The sequence below is a fragment of the Nocardia arthritidis NBRC 100137 genome (genome assembly GCF_001612765.1).
Lineage (GTDB): Bacteria > Actinomycetota > Actinomycetes > Mycobacteriales > Mycobacteriaceae > Nocardia > Nocardia arthritidis.
In genome coordinates, this window is record NZ_BDBB01000006.1 from 97,833 (window position 1) to 113,346 (window position 15,514).

At 68.2% G+C, this 15,514-nt stretch carries 18 protein-coding genes; 13 read left to right on the top strand and 5 right to left on the bottom strand.

All coding sequences use genetic code 11. The annotated features are described in order from the left end of the window. Window positions 1-102: 102 nt before the first annotated feature. Window positions 103-1,158 carry an acyl-CoA dehydrogenase family protein gene (locus NA8_RS05920; protein ID WP_063049454.1) on the top strand — a complete coding sequence of 352 codons (1,056 nt, stop codon included), beginning with the start codon at window positions 103-105 and terminating at the stop codon, window positions 1,156-1,158. A gap of 212 nt (window positions 1,159-1,370) precedes the next feature. Continuing rightward, window positions 1,371-2,768 carry an FAD-binding oxidoreductase gene (locus NA8_RS05925; protein WP_063049336.1) on the top strand — a complete coding sequence of 466 codons (1,398 nt, stop codon included), beginning with the start codon at window positions 1,371-1,373 and terminating at the stop codon, window positions 2,766-2,768. Window positions 2,769-2,848: 80 nt separating this feature from the next. On the opposite strand, the gene NA8_RS35480 is transcribed toward NA8_RS05925, so the two are convergent. Beyond that, a complete protein-coding gene (locus tag NA8_RS35480; protein WP_281198959.1) occupies window positions 2,849-2,971 on the bottom strand; it encodes a hypothetical protein in 123 nt (40 codons plus the stop codon). 314 nt (window positions 2,972-3,285) lie between these two features. Here NA8_RS35480 and NA8_RS05935 point away from each other — a divergent pair, with 314 nt between their 5' ends. The 3 genes from NA8_RS05935 (at window position 3,286) to NA8_RS05945 (ending at window position 5,846) form a co-directional block, all read left to right on the top strand. Next, window positions 3,286-3,759 (top strand): MarR family winged helix-turn-helix transcriptional regulator, encoded by a 474-nt coding sequence (locus NA8_RS05935; RefSeq protein ID WP_063049337.1) that lies wholly within the window; start codon window positions 3,286-3,288, stop codon window positions 3,757-3,759. Next, entirely contained in the window at window positions 3,756-5,003 is a 1,248-nt protein-coding gene (locus NA8_RS05940; protein WP_063049338.1) for an MFS transporter, read from the top strand. The genes NA8_RS05935 and NA8_RS05940 overlap by 4 nt, the downstream gene beginning before the upstream one ends. 90 nt (window positions 5,004-5,093) lie before the next feature. Further along, complete coding sequence (locus NA8_RS05945) at window positions 5,094-5,846, top strand: DUF427 domain-containing protein (RefSeq protein ID WP_063049339.1); 753 nt, start codon at window positions 5,094-5,096, stop codon at window positions 5,844-5,846. Between the two features lie 137 nt (window positions 5,847-5,983). Here NA8_RS05945 and NA8_RS05950 read toward each other — a convergent pair whose 3' ends face one another. Continuing rightward, entirely contained in the window at window positions 5,984-6,901 is a 918-nt protein-coding gene (locus NA8_RS05950) for an AraC family transcriptional regulator (RefSeq protein ID WP_063049340.1), read from the bottom strand. Window positions 6,902-6,997: 96 nt separating this feature from the next. Between NA8_RS05950 and NA8_RS05955 the strand changes: the two genes are divergently transcribed. Both NA8_RS05955 and NA8_RS05960 read left to right on the top strand, forming a co-directional pair. Then, the gene (locus NA8_RS05955; RefSeq protein ID WP_063049341.1) at window positions 6,998-8,059 is read left to right on the top strand and encodes a saccharopine dehydrogenase NADP-binding domain-containing protein; all 1,062 of its coding nucleotides are present in this window, start codon (window positions 6,998-7,000) and stop codon (window positions 8,057-8,059) included. Window positions 8,060-8,076: 17 nt separating this feature from the next. Further along, entirely contained in the window at window positions 8,077-8,487 is a 411-nt protein-coding gene (locus NA8_RS05960; protein ID WP_063049342.1) for a cupin domain-containing protein, read from the top strand. Between the two features lie 6 nt (window positions 8,488-8,493). Here NA8_RS05960 and NA8_RS05965 read toward each other — a convergent pair whose 3' ends face one another. The 3 genes from NA8_RS05965 to NA8_RS05975 all read right to left on the bottom strand — a co-directional run bounded on the left by NA8_RS05965 (window position 8,494) and on the right by NA8_RS05975 (window position 11,013). Continuing rightward, window positions 8,494-9,312, bottom strand: coding sequence for an MBL fold metallo-hydrolase (locus NA8_RS05965; RefSeq protein ID WP_063049343.1), 819 nt, complete (start codon window positions 9,310-9,312; stop codon window positions 8,494-8,496). 169 nt (window positions 9,313-9,481) lie between these two features. After that, entirely contained in the window at window positions 9,482-9,814 is a 333-nt protein-coding gene (locus NA8_RS05970) for a hypothetical protein (protein ID WP_063049344.1), read from the bottom strand. After that, window positions 9,814-11,013, bottom strand: a complete 1,200-nt coding sequence (locus NA8_RS05975) for a 3-ketosteroid-9-alpha-monooxygenase, oxygenase component (RefSeq protein WP_063049345.1) — start codon at window positions 11,011-11,013, stop codon at window positions 9,814-9,816. Before NA8_RS05975 ends, NA8_RS05970 begins: the two co-directional genes overlap by 1 nt. 198 nt (window positions 11,014-11,211) lie before the next feature. Here NA8_RS05975 and hsaA point away from each other — a divergent pair, with 198 nt between their 5' ends. The 6 genes from hsaA to NA8_RS06005 are packed head-to-tail and all read left to right on the top strand — an operon-like array spanning window position 11,212 to window position 15,494. Further along, window positions 11,212-12,375, top strand: coding sequence for a 3-hydroxy-9,10-secoandrosta-1,3,5(10)-triene-9,17-dione monooxygenase oxygenase subunit (hsaA, locus tag NA8_RS05980; RefSeq protein WP_063049346.1), 1,164 nt, complete (start codon window positions 11,212-11,214; stop codon window positions 12,373-12,375). A gap of 9 nt (window positions 12,376-12,384) precedes the next feature. Next, entirely contained in the window at window positions 12,385-13,263 is an 879-nt protein-coding gene (gene hsaD / locus NA8_RS05985) for a 4,5:9,10-diseco-3-hydroxy-5,9,17-trioxoandrosta-1(10),2-diene-4-oate hydrolase (protein WP_063049347.1), read from the top strand. Then, entirely contained in the window at window positions 13,263-14,168 is a 906-nt protein-coding gene (hsaC, locus tag NA8_RS05990; RefSeq protein WP_063049348.1) for an iron-dependent extradiol dioxygenase HsaC, read from the top strand. Before hsaD ends, hsaC begins: the two co-directional genes overlap by 1 nt. A 20-nt stretch (window positions 14,169-14,188) precedes the next feature. Beyond that, a complete protein-coding gene (gene hsaB / locus NA8_RS05995) occupies window positions 14,189-14,761 on the top strand; it encodes a 3-hydroxy-9,10-secoandrosta-1,3,5(10)-triene-9,17-dione monooxygenase reductase subunit (protein WP_063049455.1) in 573 nt (190 codons plus the stop codon). A gap of 56 nt (window positions 14,762-14,817) precedes the next feature. Further along, window positions 14,818-15,093: a type II toxin-antitoxin system Phd/YefM family antitoxin gene (locus NA8_RS06000; protein ID WP_063049349.1), complete on the top strand. Its 276-nt coding sequence runs from the start codon at window positions 14,818-14,820 to the stop codon at window positions 15,091-15,093. After that, the gene (locus NA8_RS06005; RefSeq protein WP_063049350.1) at window positions 15,090-15,494 is read left to right on the top strand and encodes a type II toxin-antitoxin system VapC family toxin; all 405 of its coding nucleotides are present in this window, start codon (window positions 15,090-15,092) and stop codon (window positions 15,492-15,494) included. The genes NA8_RS06000 and NA8_RS06005 overlap by 4 nt, the downstream gene beginning before the upstream one ends. Window positions 15,495-15,514 lie beyond the last annotated feature (20 nt).

Below are 15,514 nucleotides of genomic sequence, written 5' to 3' on the forward strand. Positions count from 1 at the left end.
GCGAAACGTGACCACACAGGGTCCCGCTCATGCCGGAAAGGCCCCGAGAAAGCAGCGAAGCCTCACCACGCAGCGCTCCCGCTCATGCGCGAAAGGACACCGATGAGCACCGCCGAACACCAGGAATTCCTCGCCTCGGTGCGCGCGCTGCTGACCAAGCACGCAGGCTCGGCGGCGGTGCGCGCCGCGATGGACACCGAACTCGGCTACGACCCCGCCCTGTGGCGGCTGCTGTGCGAGCAGATCGGCGTCGCCGCACTGGCGATTCCCGAGGAGTTCGGCGGCTTCGGCGCAGGCTTGGTCGAATCCTCGCTGGTGGTAGGCGAATTGGGCCGCACCCTCGCTGGAGTGCCGATGCTCGGCTCGGCCGTGCTCGGCGCCCAGGCAGTGCTGCTGTCGGGCGACGCCGAAGCTTGCGCGCGGTTACTGCCGGAGGCGGCGGAGGGCACGCGCACGATCGCGGTCTGCTGGGCGGACGAGCGCGGCTGGGACGAACCGGGCGTGCACGAGACGGACAGCGCCCTCACCGGGACCGCGCACTACGTGCTCGACGGGATGTCGGCGGACACCCTCGTCGTCGTCACCCGGACGGGCCTGTTCGAGGTCGAGCCCGCCGCGCCGGGTGTCACCCGGCGATCCGCGCCCACCATGGACCCCACCCGCAAGCTGGCCGAAGTCGATTTCGCCGACGTGCGCGCCCGACGGCTCGGCTCGGGCGGCCAGGCGGCGGCCGTCGCCCGGCTGCGCCGCATCGCGTGGGCTGCGCTGGCCGCCGAGCAGGTCGGGGCCGCCGACCGCTGCCTCGAGATGACGGTGGACTACACCAAGTCACGTGTGCAGTTCGGCCGGGTGATCGGCAGCTTCCAGGCGCTCAAGCACCGGATGGCGGACATGTACGTGCTGCTGGAATCGGCCCGGTCCGCGTCCATCGCCGCGACCGCGGCGGTGGCGGCGGACAGCCCGTCGGCCGCCGAAGACGTCTGGGCCGCCCGCGTGCACTGCTCGGAGGCGCTCACCGCGATCGCGGCCGAGACCGTTCAGCTGCACGGCGGCATCGCGATCACCTGGGAACACGACGCGCATCTGTTCTTCAAGCGTGCCCATGGCGACGCGCAACTGTTCGGCGCCGCGCACCGTCCGGTGACGCAGCCGGCCTGAGCCGGGGCAGGGGCGCGCCGGGGCGACGGCGCGCCATGTCCCGAATGGCTGTCGGCGGCTGAGCCGATGAATTAAGATGTGACACGCGCCACATGCGTATAGGCGGGGATGCGTTTTCCAGTGGCACCGCAGGTCGGATCGGTGCCGTCACGAGTCGAGATGCCGACTCGTCACCCAACAAGTCGCCGGGGCCCACCAGCTGGGAGGATGCCATGACGCGAACAGTGAATTCCGATCTCGAGATACTGCGTTCCACAATGGACGGGCCGGTGCTCGGCCCTGGCGATGCCGGATACGACCGAGCCCGCGCCATCTGGAACGCCGACATCGACCGGCGCCCCGCGGTGATAGCCCAGTGCGTGTCGCCCGGTGACGTGGCCGCGGCTCTGGCCTTCGGCCGGGACCGCGGGCTGGAGATATCCGTTCGCGGCGGCGCCCACTCCTACAGCGGGACCGCGGTCGGCGAAGGCGGCCTGATGATCAACCTCAGCGCGCTGAAGGGCGTCGCGGTGAATCCGGAGGCCGAGCGAGCCCGGGTAGGCGGCGGAGCGACGATGGCGGATCTGGACGCCGCGACCCAGGCATACGGGCTGGCGGTGACCGGCGGCGTGGTCAGCGACACCGGCGTCGGCGGCCTCACCCTCGGCGGCGGCATGGGCTGGCTGACGCGCATGGCCGGCCTGGCCATCGACAGCCTCGTCTCGGCGCAGGTGATTCTCGCCGACGGCCAGGTGGTGCGGGCGTCCGAGAACGAGAACGCGGATTTGTTCTGGGCATTGCGCGGGGGCGGCGGCAATTTCGGCGTCGTCACCGAATTCGAATACCGCCTGCACCACGTCGGGCCGGAAGTGCACCTCGGCCTGTTCTTCTGGGACATGCCGGACGGGACGGATGCCCTGCGCCTGATCCGGGAGTTCATTCCCACTCTGCCGCGCCGGTCGGGCGCGTTGATAGCGCTGGCGATGTCGGCGCCGCCGGCGCCTTTCGTTCCGGAGCGATACCGCGGCCGAGCGGGGCACGCCCTGCTCGTCGCGGGGTTCGGGACAGCCGAGGAACACACCGCCGCGGTGGCGCCGATCCGCGAAGCGCTGCCGCCGCTGTTCGAATTCCTCAGGCCCATCCCCTACGCCCGGCTGCAGCGGATGCTCGACGGCGCGGCGCCGTGGGGCTTGCGCGGGTACGAAAAGGCGCTCGACCTCGGCGATTTCTCGAACGACGTGATCGCGGTCCTGACCGCGAACGCCGCCGAGAAGACCGCGCCGCTGTCGTTCATGCCGATTTTTCCGCTCAGCGGCGCGTTCAGCACCGTCGGCGAGGACGACACGGCATTCGGCGGCGCGCGCACCCCGCATTACGGATGCAATATCACCGCGATGGCTCCTGACGCCGAAACGCTCGCCCTCGACCGGGATTGGGTGCGCAGGACGTGGGAAGCGCTGCGCCCCATGGCTTCCAACCGCGGCGGGTATGTGAACTTCATGGCGGACACGGACCGCGACCGGGTCCGCGAATCCTACGGGAGCGCCAAATACGCGAAGTTGGCCCGTATCAAGGCCGCCTACGACCCGGGCAACGTCTTCCACCGCAACGCCAACATAGCCCCCGGCTGACTCACTCGTTCGAGCGTCTACCGGCCGCGCCGAGGCGCAGGCCATCCAGAACGATCTCCACGAGCCGCCGCCGATCACCGCTACCGCTGCCGATGGTCGCGGACATCGCGCCGGGTGCCGTTGCCGCCCGCCTTCGCGGTGAATGCCACCACCGCCGACACCGAAGGCAGGTTCTCCCTGCTGGAGGTGACCTCGCGCGCCATCCCCCGGCATACCCATCACGTCGCCGACGAGGCATCTACATACTCGAAGGCACACTCGACGTCGAATTCGACGATCGGACGCTCTCTGATGGAGCGCTGGACCCGGTGAAGATCAATCCGATCGCGGCGAAGTACGCATCCGCTACGAGATGACTTGATCTGGCCGATTCAGCCTGTCAGGCGGCAGCTTTGACGCCGGTCCGGTGCACGTTCGATAGCCCCCGTGGAGCCGGTCGCTCCACGGCGCGCCTCGCTCGGGTCATGTGGCCGGCTTCACCGGCCAATAGATAGTTAGCCTATGTAATAATATTTCCGTGCAGCAAGCTCAGGTGAACGCAGCGGATGACATCGTCGTCGACCTTCTCGTCACCGCGGGCAGGCTCACTCGGCTGGCCGGGGTGATCAGCGGCGACGACCTGCCGCGCGCGATGTTGCGGGCACTGGCGGTGCTCGACGAACACGGAGCGCTGCGGGTCAGCGAATTCGCCAGGATCGACCGATGCTCACAGCCGGCGGCAACGGCGCTGATCGGCAAGCTGGTCGCGGAAGGCTTCGCGACCCGGCGCAAGGACCCGGAGGACTTCCGGGCCGTGATCATCGAACTCACCCCGGCCGGGCGGGCCCGGCTGGCCGAGTTCCGCCGAGCATTCGCCGCCGTGATCGGCGGACATCTTCCCGGCTTCGACGCCGAACGCCTGGCGCGCCTGGACACCGAATTACACGACCTGCTGGAGGCCTTGAAAACGGCTACGCGACAGCACGATCCGATCTCGAGGGGACATCGATGAGCACTTCGGCTCCCACCCGCGCCGCGGCCCCTGTCGCGGATGACACGAAGCAACCGAAAGCCGTCTGGGCGGTCGCGTTCGCGAGCGTGATCGCGTTCATGGGTATCGGCCTGGTCGATCCCATTCTCAAACCGATCGGCGAACAACTGCACGCCTCACCTTCCCAGGTGTCGCTGCTGTTCACCAGCTACATGCTGGTCACGGGCGTGGCCATGCTGATCACCGGCGTGGTATCCAGTCGCTTCGGCGCCAAGAAGACCCTGCTGGCGGGCTTGGCGATCATCATCGTGTTCGCCGCGCTGGCCGGCATGTCCGACACCGTGGCGCAGATCGTCGGCTTCCGCGCGGGCTGGGGTCTGGGCAACGCGCTGTTCATCGCCACCGCACTGGCCACCATCGTCGGCGCGTCCAGCGGCGGTGTGGCCCGCGCGATCATCCTGTACGAGGCGGCGCTGGGCATCGGCATCGCGACCGGACCCCTGGTCGGCGGCGTGCTCGGCGGAATCAGCTGGCGCGGACCGTTCTTCGGTGTCTCGGCGCTGATGGCCGTCGCGCTGGTCAGCATCGTCGTCCTGCTGCCGGAAGGCCCCGAACCGGCCCACCGCACCTCGATCGCCGCGCCGTTCCGCGCGTTGCGCCACCGCGGTCTGCTGATCGTGAGCATCACCGCCCTGCTGTACAACTTCGGCTTCTTCACGCTGCTCGCCTACACCCCGTTCCCGCTGGACATGGGCACCTACGCGATCGGCTTCATCTTCTGCGGCTGGGGAGTCCTGCTGGCGATCGCGTCGGTGTTCCTGGCTCCCCGGTTGCAGCGCCGGTTCGGTTCGCTGCCGATGATGGGACTGTCCCTCGGGCTGTTCGCTGCGGATCTGGCGATGATGGCCGTCTTCGCCGAGCACAAGCCGGTGCTGATCATCGGCACCGTGCTGGCGGGCCTGTTCCTCGGCGTGAACAACACGCTGATCACCGAGGCCGTGATGATCTCGGCGCCGGTCGAGCGGTCCACCGCTTCAGCGGCCTACAGCTTCGTCCGCTTCGCGGGCGGCGCCGCGGCCCCCTACCTCGCGGGCAAGCTCGGCGAGCACAGCATCGCACTGCCGTTCTGGGTTGGCGCGGCATGTACCGCCGCCGCGGTGGTCGTGCTGATAGCCGGGCGCGCCGCTCTGGCCCACCTCGACGACCACGATCCCGCACCGCACAGCGTCGAGGAAGCCCAGGCCATCACGGTCGGCGACGACTGACCCGATACCCGCCGGAGGCAGCCACCACCGTGGCCGCCTCCGGCGTTTCCGCCCCTGCGCCTGCCGGTGCGAGGAGTACGGTCGAGAGATATGACCGAAGCGAAGCGGGGCCGCGTCAGCGTCGAGACCAGCCAGAAGCGGGTGCGCGTCTACCTGGGCGGGCACCTCGTGGCCGACAGCGCGCGGCCGGTGCTCGTGTGGGAGAACCCGCACTACCCCGCCTACTATCTGCCGGTCGCGGATCTGCGCGCGAAGCTGGAACCGAACGGACACACCCAGCACTCCACCAGCCGCGGCGACGCGACCGTCTACGACGTCATGGTCGACGGCACGACGGCAGGCGGCGCCGCGCTGCGATATCACGACTCGCCGCTCACCGAATTGCGCGATCTGGTGCGGTTGGAGTGGAACGCGATGGACGAGTGGTTCGAGGAGGACGAGCCGATCTACGTCCATCCGCGCAACCCGTACTCGCGCGTCGACATCCTGGCCAGCTCACGGCATGTGCGGGTGGAGATCAACGGCGTCACCGTCGCGGACTCCCGATCGCCGCGCATCCTCTTCGAAACCGGTTTGCCCGCGCGGTATTACCTGCCGATGACCGATGTCCGCATGGACCGGCTGTACCCGTCGGCCACCCACACCAGCTGCCCGTACAAGGGCACCGCCGACTACTGGACCGTCCGCGTCGAGGGCGAGGAGTATCCCGACTACGTGTGGGGCTACCGCACGCCGCTTCCGGAGAGCCAGAAGGTCGCCGGACTGGTCTGCTTCTACAACGAGAAGGTCGACATCTATGTGGACGGTGAGCTCCAGGAACGCCCCCGCTCGCCGTTCAGCTGAGTTCAGTGACAGCCCGCCGGCCCGTTCTCGCCCGAAGGGGCATGCGTGCGCGGGCGGCTTCGGTCCGCCCCGGCCAGACCACATGGTCCGGTCGGGCACGACGGCGCCCCTCACACACCTGAGTGCGGACAGGTCGGTCACACCGCGACCAGGGGCGTGTCCCCGCCCACGCGGCGGTATTGCCCCGGCGCCAAGCCGTATTCGCGCTTGAAGGCTTTCGCGAAGGCGAATTCGGAGGTGTAACCGACCCGGCGGGCCACGGCGCCGAGACTGCTGTCGGTGTCGCGGAGCAGGCGGGCGGCGGTGAGCATGCGCCAGCGGGTCACGTAGGCCAGTGGCGGTTCGCCGACCGTCGCGGTGAAGCGGCGGGCGAGGGTCGCGCGGGAGACGCCCGCGATGTCACCCAGATCCGTCACGGTCCATGCTCGCGCGGGCTGCTCGTGTACGGCGCGCAGCACCGCAGCCACCGCGGGGTCGGCGAAAGCGCCTGCCCAGCCGGAGGATTGCACGTCGGCCTGCTCGTCGAACCAGGCGCGCAGGATGAACAGCAGCAACGTCTCGAGGATCGCGGGCACGGCCGCATCGCTGCCCGCACGCGGCTCGGCGATCTCCGCGGCCAGCAGGTCGACGGCGCCGCGCAGCGCCGGATGACGCCCCGGACGCGCGGGCAGATGGATGAACTCGGGCAGCTCGTCGAGGATGGGGTGGCTGCGCCCGCGTCCGAGCTCATACGCGCCGCACAGCAGCGCGGTCCGTACGCCGGGCCCCACGATTTCCCTGGGCTCGCCGGGCAGCGCGATCTCGGTGACCGGGCTGTCCAAGCTGTCCACCAGGTCGTGGTCGGCCCCGCGCGGCATGAACAACACGTCCCCCGCACCGAGCGCCATCGGCTCGCCGTTGGGCGGCACCACCCAGCAGGAGCCCTGTAAGACCACGTGGAAGCCCGCGCCGGGCACCACGGGATATCGGCGGCCCCACGGCGCATGCCGGATGAACAAGCCGGAGGTGGGGCTGCCGGTGCGGATGGCCGCGATGGCCTCGCTGAGGATGTCCACTCGTATACCGTAACACTCCTGATGTGAGCGTTTCAGACAAAGTTTTGCGCTGCATAAGCATTGGTGTACTCAATTGATGGCAATAGGTTCGTTCTCATGACATCAACCGAAGCCTCCCCCACCATCGCCGTCTACGGCGCCACCGGACATACCGGCGGCTACCTGCTCGAGGAACTGCGCCGCCGCGATCTCGCCCCGATCCTGGTGGGCCGCGATGCCGATCGCATCCGTGCCGCCGCCGATGCGGTAAACCTGCCCGACACCGATGTCCGGATGTCCGATCTGACCGACCACGCGGCCCTCGTGACCGCGTTCGCCGGAGCCGACGTGGTGATCAGCAGCCTGCCCGCCTACGTGGAGCACGGCTCGGCGGTGCTCGCCGCGGCGATCGACGCCGGCGCCCACTACACGGACATGTCCGGCGAGCAACTGTTCCTGAAGCGGGTCTTCGAAGAGTTCGGCCCGCGCGCGGCGGCGGCGGGCGTCACCGTGGTGTCCGGCATCACCGACAGCAATCTCCCTGGCGACCTGCTCGCTCACCTCACCACGCGCCGGGTCACCGGCCCGGCCGAGGTGGTGCTGAGCCACCTGAGCAACAGCGGCGGCAACGGTTCGAAAGGCAGCGCCAAGACGGTCTTCGCCAGCTTGGACTGGTTCCGCGGCGGCGGCTGGCACTACGCCGACGGCGAACTGCGCACCGGCGCTACCGCACGCCACGACAAAATGACCTTTCCCGGCCACACCGAGCCGACCGCGGTCGCGAAATTTCCCCAGCCTCCGGTCCTGACCATCCCCCGACACTCCGAGGTCTCCTATGTCGAGGGCGTCCTCGCCACCTCGATCCTCGACACGCTCAGCGGATTCACCGCCGAACTCATCGACGCGCTACCCGACGCGCCCAGCGCCGACCTGCGCTACGAGCTCGTCGTCGACGCGTTCGGCGCGGACGGACATCGCGTCCGGGGCGTGCTCAGCGGCGTCGACTCCTACCGCGATTCGGCGCTGATGGCGGTGGAGACAGCCGTCCGGCTGAGCGAGGGCGCCGCCGCACCGGGTGCGCTCGCGGCCGCCGAGGCGTTCGACGCGACCGATTTCCTCGACGCGCTAGCTCCTTTCGGCATCACCTGGCGTATCGAAGAGAACCGATCGCGACGGTGATCGGGCATAGTCGAACGATGACCGACAACCGGCCGCCGCTCGCCGCCGCACTCGATCTCGCGCCGCACCCCGAGGGCGGCTGGTATCGCGAAACCTGGCGCAGCCCGGTGGAATTCACACCGGAGGGCTACCCGGGCGCGCGTGCCGCCGCCACGGCCATCCATTTCCTGCTGTTGCCCGGCGAGCAGTCGGCCCCGCACACCGTGCGCTCCGACGAGCTGTGGCTCTGGCACCGCGGCGGGCCGCTGGCGCTGGACATCGGCGGCGAGGTGGTGATCCTCGGCTCCGACCTGGAGCGTGGTCAGGCGCTCCAGGCCGTGGTGCCGGGTGGCGTCAGCCAGTCGGCGCGACCGGCCGGCGCGGAATACGTGCTGGTCAGCTGCATCGTCGCGCCGGGATTCGACTTCGCGGACTTCCGGCTGGACTGAGCGGGTTCAGCGCACCGGCACGGTGGCGAATTGAGCGAGTTCGTGCGGGTCGTGGGCACTGAACATCCGCACCCGGTCACCGTGGTCGGCGCGCAGCGTGCGCAACCGCTCCAGATTCTCCACCCGCGCTCGGCCCAGCGTGCCCGCGAGGATTTCGAAGACGCCGAGTCCGACCGGCGGGCGCGCCCTTCCCGCCGCCAGCTGCCGGTGGTGGAAATAGGCGTCACCGCAGTGCAGCAGCCACCCGTCGCTCTGCCGGACCGCGACGCCGCTGTGCCCGCGGGTGTGTCCGACCAGGGGAATCAACATGATGTCCTCGAGCACCGGGACGGCGGTGAAGCCGAACCAGGTGTCCGCGCCGGTTTCGTGGGCAAGCCAGCGCGGGCCGTGCTCCCACTGGCGCGGCTGGTAACGCAGTTTCTCCCCGAGGGTGGGACGCTGGATCGCCGCGTCGAGTTCGTCGGCGAAGACGTGCACCGTCGCGTCGGGGAAGTCGGACAGCCCGCCGGCGTGATCGATATCGAGATGGGTCAGCACGATGTGCCGGACATCCTCGCGCCGATAGCCGAGCCCGCGGATCTGGTGTAGCGCGGTGAGTTCCGGACGCAGCCGAGGGCGCAGCAATCGCGCGGTGCCTGCACCGAGCCGGCCGCGGTCGAGCACGTCGGCCATACCGAATCCGGTGTCCACCAGCACCAGCCCGTCATCGGATTCGATGAGCAGGCAATGGCCGACCAGCCCGCCGGTCAGCAGCCCACCGCTGCCCAGCAGCGCGCGCCCGCCGACCGGGCACATGGTCGCGCAGTCCAGATGCCGCACCAGCATCACGGAAACTCCCTCCTGAGGCGCCGGATCGGACGCGGTCCGTTCCGGCACGAAGGTCCTTTTTGTTCCCGTCAACGTAGCCCGAGCACGACTCGTCCGCGACAGCACGGTCACCGCCGCGGCGATCGGCGGGCAACCGATCCGCGCCGACCGCCCCGCAATACCCCGCCTAGTCAGGGATTTCGAGCACGCCCTCGTCCACGGCCCAGGCGATGGTGCGCTCGAGGTTCGGGCACGAGTCGGGGCGGCCCGGCCCGTGACCGCTGGCACTGAGTTCGGCGAAAACCGGGCAGCGCTCGGCCGGATCGCCGGTCCACTGCACCGAGGTCTGGTGTGGGCTGCTCTTGCGCACCAGCACCCGACTCTGGCAGGCCTGACACCGCAGCGGGGTCAGGCCCTCCTCCAGATAGCGCTGCTGGTCGACCACCGTTTGGGCGCGCACTTCGGCTCGCCGAGCGGGCTGGTCGGCGAAATCGGGAGCCTTCGCCCAGGTGGCCGACATCAGACGCTTGCCTCGGCTTCCTCGGACTCGCGCTTGCGCCGCAGGTTCTCGGCGACCTCGGCCTCCCACGCCTCGTTCGCCTTGGTGGTGTCCACCTCGAACTCGAAACGCTGGGTCATCTTCTCGGTGACGTCGGCCAGGTCGACGTAGAACTGGTCGTACCAGCGACGCAGCTGGTACACCGGCCCGTCCTCCTCGCACAGCAGCGGATTCTCGACCTTGGACTTGTGCTTCCAGATCTCGACGTCCTGTAGGAAGCCGACGCTGATGCCCTCGGTCATCTTCTCCGCCAGCTTGGTCGCCATCTCGCCCTCGACGCCCTTGGGCTTCTCCAGCGTGATGCCCCATTGCAGGACGAAGGAGTCCTGGGTGACCGGGTAGTGGCAGTTGATCAGGACGCTTTTGACCTCGTAACCGCTGTAGATGTTGATCAGCGGGTTGATCATGTACGAGGGTCCGAAGTAGGAAGCCTCGGACTTGAGCAGCGTGTCGCCTCCGTACTTGGAGGCCATGCCGATGTCGGGCCTGCCTTTGGTCTCCAGGAACTGGGTGGCGATGTGCCCCTCGAAGACGTTCTTGAAGTACGTCGGGAAGGCGAAATGGATGTAGAAGAAGTGGGCCATGTCGACCACGTTGTCGATGATCTCGCGGCAGTTGGCGCCCTCGATCAGCATCGAGTTCCAGGTCCAGTCGGTCCACCCGCTGTCGAGCTGCTCGGTGGGGTTGCCGTCCGCGTCGGTGTAAGGCCCCTCGATGTGCGGAATGGTGATCTCCGGCGGCGGCTGGCTGCCCTCGTGGTCGTGCCAGACGAACAGCTGGCCGTTGCGCTCCAGCGTCGTCCACTTCCTGGTGCGCGCCAACGGCGGCACCCGGCGCGCGTACGGAATCGCGGTGCACTTGCCGTTGGTGCCCGACCAGCGCCAGTCGTGGAACGGACAGGCGATGTCGTCGCCCTTGACCTCGCCCATGCTCAGGTCGCCGCCCATGTGCCTGCAGTAGGCGTCGAGCACCCGCAGTTCACCGTTGCTGTCGGCCCAGACGACGAGCTTGGTGCCGAAGACGTTCACCGCGTGCGGCTTGCCGTCCCGGTACGTCTTGGCCAGACCCAGGCAATGCCATCCCCGCGCATACCGGGTCGGTGCGGTGCCGACATCCAGCTCCCGGACCTTCGCACCGCTCCCCTGTGGGGTAACTGCCATCGCGATTCCTCCTCCTTCTGTACTAGAACACGTTACAAAACTGGCGCCCTTGACGCCAGCGATTCACCTCACTTCCTGCATGAGCGCATGTCCGGGCGGGGGTGAACACGGGTTCTCGACAGAAATAGGAACCTGTTCTAGTCTCAGAGGCAAATGAGATTTCGGACATCAACCGACCAGGCAGGAGCAGGTCCCGAGATGACGCAAGAAGTGACCGAACGGGTCGAAGCGCTGTTGCCGACGTTGCGCGAACGCGCACAGGAGGCCGAGGACCTGCGGCGCATCCCCGACGAAAGCATGAAGGCGTTGCAGGAGACCGGCTTCTTCCGGTTGCTCCAGCCCAAGCAGTGGGGCGGTCACGCCGCCGATCCGGTGGTCTTCTACGACACCGTGCGCAAGATCGCCAGTGCGTGCGGGTCCACCGGCTGGGTGGCGGGCATTGTGGGCGTGCACAACTGGCACCTCGCGCTGTTCGCGCAGCAGGCGCAGGAAGACGTCTGGGGCGAGGACACCGAAGTGCGGATCTCCTCCTCCTACGCACCGATGGGCGCGGGCACGGTCGTCGACGGCGGCTACCTGGTCAACGGCGCGTGGGCCTGGTCGTCCGGCTGCGATCACGCCACCTGGGCGGTGCTCGGCGGCCCGGTGATCAAGGACGGCAAGCCGGTGGATTTCGGCAGCTTCCTCATCCCGCGCGACGACTACCGCATCGATGACGTGTGGAACGTCGTCGGCCTGCGCGGCACCGGTTCCAACACCGTCGTGGTGAAGGACGTCTTCGTGCCGTCGCACCGTTTCCTCAGCTTCCGCGCCATGAGCGAGCTGAAGTCGCCCGGCCTGGAACAGAATCCGGACCCGGTCTACAAGATGCCGTGGGGCACCATCCATCCCACCACCATCTCCACCCCGATCGTCGGCATGGCCTACGGGGCCTACGCGGCGCACGTCGAGCACCAGGGCAAGCGGGTGCGCGCGGCCTACGCGGGCGAGAAGGCCAAGGAGGATCCGTTCGCCAAGGTGCGCATCGCGGAGGCGGCCAGCGACATCGACGCCGCATGGCGGCAGCTGTCGGGCAACGTCGCCGACGAGTACGCGCTGCTGGTGGCCGGCGAGGAGATCCCGTTCGACCTGCGCGTGCGGGCCAGGCGCGACCAGGTGCGCGCGACCGGCCGTTCGATCGCGGCGATCGACAAGCTGTTCGAGAGCTCCGGGGCCACCGCGCTGGCGAACGGCACGCCGTTGCAACGCTTCTGGCGCGACGCGCACGCAGGCCGGGTGCACGCGGCCAACGATCCCGAGCGCGCGTACCTGATGTACGGCACGCACGAGTTCGGCCTGCCCGTCACCGACGGCATGGTTTAGGAGGACGGCGTGACCTCTACCGCGGAACTCACCGCCGAATCGACCTCGCGCTACGCGCAGGTCCGGTCCGATCTGCGGCTGCACTATCACGAAGCAGGCGTGGGCAACGGGCCGACGATCGTCCTGCTGCACGGCGGCGGGCCTGGCGCGTCCTCGTGGTCGAACTTCGCGCGCAACATCCCGGTGCTGGCCGAGCACTTCCATGTGCTCGCAGTGGACCAGCCGGGCTACGGCCGCTCGGACAAGCCGACCGAGCATCCGCAGTACTTCGTGCACAGCGCCTCGGCGCTGAAGGATCTGCTCGACCACCTGGAGATCACCACGCGGGTGCACCTGCTGGGCAACTCGCTCGGCGGCGGAGCGGCGGTCCGGTTCGCGCTGGACTACCCCGATCGGGCCGGCAAGCTGATCCTGATGGGTCCGGGCGGGCTGAGCACCAATTTGTTCGCGCCCGACCCGACCGAGGGCGTGAAGCTGCTTTCCAAGTTCAATTACGAGCCGACCAGGCAGAACCTGGAGGCGTTCCTGCGCATCATGGTCTTCGACCAGTCGCTGATCACCGAAGAGTTGATCGACGAGCGGTTCGCCTCGGCGAGCACGCCCGAGGCGCTGGCCGCCACCCGGGCGATGGGCAAGTCGTTCGCGGGCGCGGACTTCGAGAAGGGCATGCTCTGGCGCGACGCCTACAAGCTGCGCCAGCCGGTGCTGCTGATCTGGGGTCGCGAGGATCGGGTCAACCCGCTCGACGGCGCGCTGGTGGCGACCAAGGTGATCCCCCGGGCGCAGTTGCACGTTTTCGGCGGCTGCGGACACTGGGCACAGCTGGAGAAGTTCCACGAATTCAACCGGCTCGCGATCGATTTCCTCGCGGGCGTCAAGGAGAAGTGATGGGCATCCGTTCACTGGGATATCTGCGCATCGAGGCGACCGACATGGCCGCCTGGCGGGAGTACGGCCTGAAGGTCCTCGGCATGGTCGAGGGCAAAGGCGCCGACCCCGGCGCGCTGTACTTGCGCATGGACGAGTTCCCGGCCCGGCTGGTGATCGTCCCCGGCGAGAAGGACCGGTTGCAGATCTCGGGCTGGGAAACCGCCAATGCCGAAGAGTTGCAGGACATCCGCAACCGGCTGGACGCGGCTGGCGTACCCTTCAAGGAGGGCACGGCCGCCGAACTGGCCGATCGCCGGGTGTACGAGCTGATCCGGTTCGACGACCCTTCCGGCAACACGCTGGAGGCGTTCCACGGCGCGGCGCTGGAGCATCGCCGGGTGGTCAGTCCCTACGGGCACAAGTTCGTCACCGAGGAACAGGGGCTCGGCCACGTGGTGCTCAGCACCAAGGACGACAAGGCGGCGCTGGAGTTCTACCGCGACGTGCTCGGCTTCCGGCTGCGCGACTCGATGCGCCTGCCACCGCAGATGGTCGGGCGCCCGGCCGACGGCGAACCGGCCTGGCTGCGTTTCTTCGGCTGCAACCCACGCCACCACTCGCTGGCTTTCCTGCCCATGCCGACGCCGAGCGGCATCGTGCACCTGATGATCGAGGTGGAGAACGCCGACGACGTGGGGCTGGCCCTGGACCGCGCGCTGCGCAAGAAGGTCAAGATGTCGGCGACGCTCGGACGGCACGTCAACGACAAGATGCTCTCCTTCTACATGAAGACGCCGGGCGGCTTCGACGTCGAATTCGGCTGCGAGGGCCTGGAAGTGGACGACCACGACTGGATCGCGCGGGAATCCACCGCGGTGAGCCTGTGGGGCCACGACTTCACCGTCGGACAGCGGCAGCAGTGACCGAGAGGGCGAGCGAAACGATGACCGCGGACGGATCCGGGATCGATCCACGGCAGTTCCGGAATGTGCTGGGGCAGTTCTGCACCGGGATCACCGTGATCACCACCTTCGACGATGACGGGGTGCCGGTCGGCTTCGCCTGCCAATCGTTCGCCGCCCTTTCCCTCGAACCGCCCCTGGTGCTGTTCTGCCCCACCAAAGCGTCCCGGTCCTGGGCGGCGATCGAGAAGACCGGGCGTTTCTGCGTGAACGTCCTCGCCGAACAGCAGCGCGAGCTGTGCGCGCGCTTCGGCTCCCGCGAACCCGACAAGTTCGCCGGCGCGGCGTGGCACAGCTCCGAGCTGGAAGTTCCAGTTCTGGACGAGGCGCTGGCCGCCATCCAGTGCACAGTCGACAGCGTGGTCGATGGCGGCGACCACTACATCGTGATCGGCCGGGTCCAGGCCCTCACCGAAACGACCACCACCGGCCGCCCCTTGCTGTTCTACCGGGGGCAGTACACGGCTATCGAACCCGAGAAAACCACCCCGGCCCCATGGCGCGCGGACCTGGAGCACTTCCTCACGACGACCACCCTGGACACCTGGTTGTAGTGCCCTGACGAGGGGGGGCTGTAGCCCCCAATGCTACAGCGGGCTACACTCGGATCATGAAGGTGATCACGCAGCGGGAGTTCCGCAACAACTCAGCGGCGGTCATGAACGCGGTCGAGGCCGGGGAAACGTTCCGCGTAACCCGCAACGGAGTCGAGGTCGCCGAGGTCCGACCTGTTGGCCGCAAGCGCCGCCGTACCGCCGAAGAACTCGTTGAACGGCATCGCAAGCTTCCACATGTCGACTACGCCCGCATGCGGCAAGAGGCGGACGAGTTCTTCGGAACGGAGGATCGAGTCGGCGACGACGACGCTTGGGGATCCCGCGCATGACCGAGCGACACGCGTCGGGCGTATTGGACACCTGCACTTACATCGACCTGTACGTGCTCGATCCCGCGTCTTTGCCAGAAATACCCGAGATCACGGCGATCACAATGGCCGAATTGCACCAAGGGGTTGCCATGGCGAAAGACACCGCCACACGGGCCGCACGATCTGAGCAACTGGGCGCTGCCATCGTGGATTTCGATCCACTGCCGTTCGACGAGGACGCCGCGACACGCTATGGCACGCTGGTAGCGCTCACCTTGGCCGCGAAGCGCGACCCGCGGCCCCGCCGGATGGATTTGCTCATCGCGGCAATCGCGTCAGCGCGCGGGTTACCGCTGTATACCCGCAACAGCGCAGATTTCCGCGGGCTGGAAAGCATGCTCGAGATCGTCGCGGTCTAGCGCATAAGGCGGTGCATGTC

Bases quoted from the DNA above. Each gene is read 5' to 3' on its own strand.
- NA8_RS05920 (WP_063049454.1), top strand. From the start codon at position 103: ATGAGCACCGCCGAACACCAGGAATTCCTCGCCTCGGTGCGCGCGCTG.
- NA8_RS05925 (WP_063049336.1), top strand. From the start codon at position 1,371: ATGACGCGAACAGTGAATTCCGATCTCGAGATACTGCGTTCCACAATG.
- NA8_RS35480 (WP_281198959.1), bottom strand. From the start codon at position 2,971: ATGGCGCGCGAGGTCACCTCCAGCAGGGAGAACCTGCCTTCGGTGTCG.
- NA8_RS05940 (WP_063049338.1), top strand. From the start codon at position 3,756: ATGAGCACTTCGGCTCCCACCCGCGCCGCGGCCCCTGTCGCGGATGAC.
- NA8_RS05945 (WP_063049339.1), top strand. From the start codon at position 5,094: ATGACCGAAGCGAAGCGGGGCCGCGTCAGCGTCGAGACCAGCCAGAAG.
- NA8_RS05955 (WP_063049341.1), top strand. From the start codon at position 6,998: ATGACATCAACCGAAGCCTCCCCCACCATCGCCGTCTACGGCGCCACC.
- NA8_RS05960 (WP_063049342.1), top strand. From the start codon at position 8,077: ATGACCGACAACCGGCCGCCGCTCGCCGCCGCACTCGATCTCGCGCCG.
- NA8_RS05965 (WP_063049343.1), bottom strand. From the start codon at position 9,312: ATGCTGGTGCGGCATCTGGACTGCGCGACCATGTGCCCGGTCGGCGGG.
- NA8_RS05970 (WP_063049344.1), bottom strand. From the start codon at position 9,814: ATGTCGGCCACCTGGGCGAAGGCTCCCGATTTCGCCGACCAGCCCGCT.
- NA8_RS05975 (WP_063049345.1), bottom strand. From the start codon at position 11,013: ATGGCAGTTACCCCACAGGGGAGCGGTGCGAAGGTCCGGGAGCTGGAT.
- hsaA (WP_063049346.1), top strand. From the start codon at position 11,212: ATGACGCAAGAAGTGACCGAACGGGTCGAAGCGCTGTTGCCGACGTTG.
- hsaC (WP_063049348.1), top strand. From the start codon at position 13,263: ATGGGCATCCGTTCACTGGGATATCTGCGCATCGAGGCGACCGACATG.
- hsaB (WP_063049455.1), top strand. From the start codon at position 14,189: ATGACCGCGGACGGATCCGGGATCGATCCACGGCAGTTCCGGAATGTG.
- NA8_RS06000 (WP_063049349.1), top strand. From the start codon at position 14,818: ATGAAGGTGATCACGCAGCGGGAGTTCCGCAACAACTCAGCGGCGGTC.
- NA8_RS06005 (WP_063049350.1), top strand. From the start codon at position 15,090: ATGACCGAGCGACACGCGTCGGGCGTATTGGACACCTGCACTTACATC.